Here is a 1,108-nt window from a genome sequence, read left to right on the forward strand (position 1 = left end):
GTCCCTCGGTGCCCGCATCGAGGCCGACGACGAGCAGATCCGCTTCGGCTACGGCTACGACCACTGCTTCTGCATCGACGGCTACCGCTCCTCCGGCCTGCTCCGCCGCGCGCTTCGCGCCGAGGACATGGCGAGCGGCCGCACCCTCGAGATTCGCGTGACAGACCCCGGCTTGCAGCTCTACACGGGCAACTACCTGGACGAGGCGCGCGCCAAGGGCGGTGCTGCCTACACCCGTAGCTCCGGTTTCGCCGCGGAGCCCGAGCTCTATCCCAACACGGTCAACACGCCCGGCTTCCCCCAAGCGCTCTGCGGGCCCGGGCACCCGTACGCCTCCACGATCGAGTACCGATTCGGCACCCTCTAGACCCCGCGCTCAGCCCCGCCGCGCGCCAAAAGGGACAGGCCCTCGCCAAGAGGGACGTACCCTAACGGCACGCCGAACGTTTAGCTGTGCCATTAGGGTACGTCCCTCTTGGCACAGCTAAGGCCGCCTCGCTGTTCCCCATTCAATGCGGGGGCGATCAACATCGAACAGCACGCGTTATGATGCCTCGGCCTATTCCGGTCAGCCGTTCAAGCTGCCGCACGCTCAAGCCCCGATCCCTCAAAAGCCTCAAGCACTCGTTTCTCTCATGCACGGGCAGCGCCTTGATGGAGCTCGGGGGCCCTCCTACGACCTCGCGCACAACCTCCAGCGCCTCCTCATCCGTCCACCGCGCACCAGCGCGAAGCTCGTAGTCCGCATACTCCGAGCTTTCCGAAAACGCCTTGAAGCCCCGTGCATCCCCCAGCATGTCGAGCACCAATCCTATGCTGGTGCACCCCGAGCGGCCCTGGAGGTACGCCCGATAGCTGCTCCAGGCATACGTATCGGTCGTGCTTATGCCCGCTTTCGCCGGGTTGTCATGGACATATCGGACCGCGCAGAGCAGCTGCCTGTCCGACTCGATGGGGACGCTGTGGAACCGACCGTCGAAAACCTGGCCGCCGCGGTTATGCCTTTTGTTGAAATAGACGGCATACGATGTCGCCAGATCATGGATGCATGCCGAGACCTTTCCCCTTGCATCCGATACGACAAGGTGCACGTGATTGTCCATAAGGC

At 64.0% G+C, this 1,108-nt stretch carries 1 protein-coding gene and 1 pseudogene; one reads left to right on the forward strand and one right to left on the reverse strand.

The genetic code is table 11. The features are described from left to right. Positions 1 to 367 (forward strand): annotated as a pseudogene (locus tag ACMO6A_RS13555) (hypothetical protein); the annotation flags it as partial. Between the two features lie 157 nt (positions 368 to 524). On the opposite strand, the gene ACMO6A_RS13560 reads toward ACMO6A_RS13555, so the two are convergent. After that, a partial coding sequence (locus tag ACMO6A_RS13560) for a transposase (protein WP_418471424.1) occupies positions 525 to 1,108 on the reverse strand: 584 nt, incomplete at its 5' end.

It is taken from the genome of Eggerthella sp. (genome assembly GCF_048329335.1).
Classification (GTDB): Bacteria; Actinomycetota; Coriobacteriia; order Coriobacteriales; family Eggerthellaceae; genus Eggerthella; species Eggerthella lenta.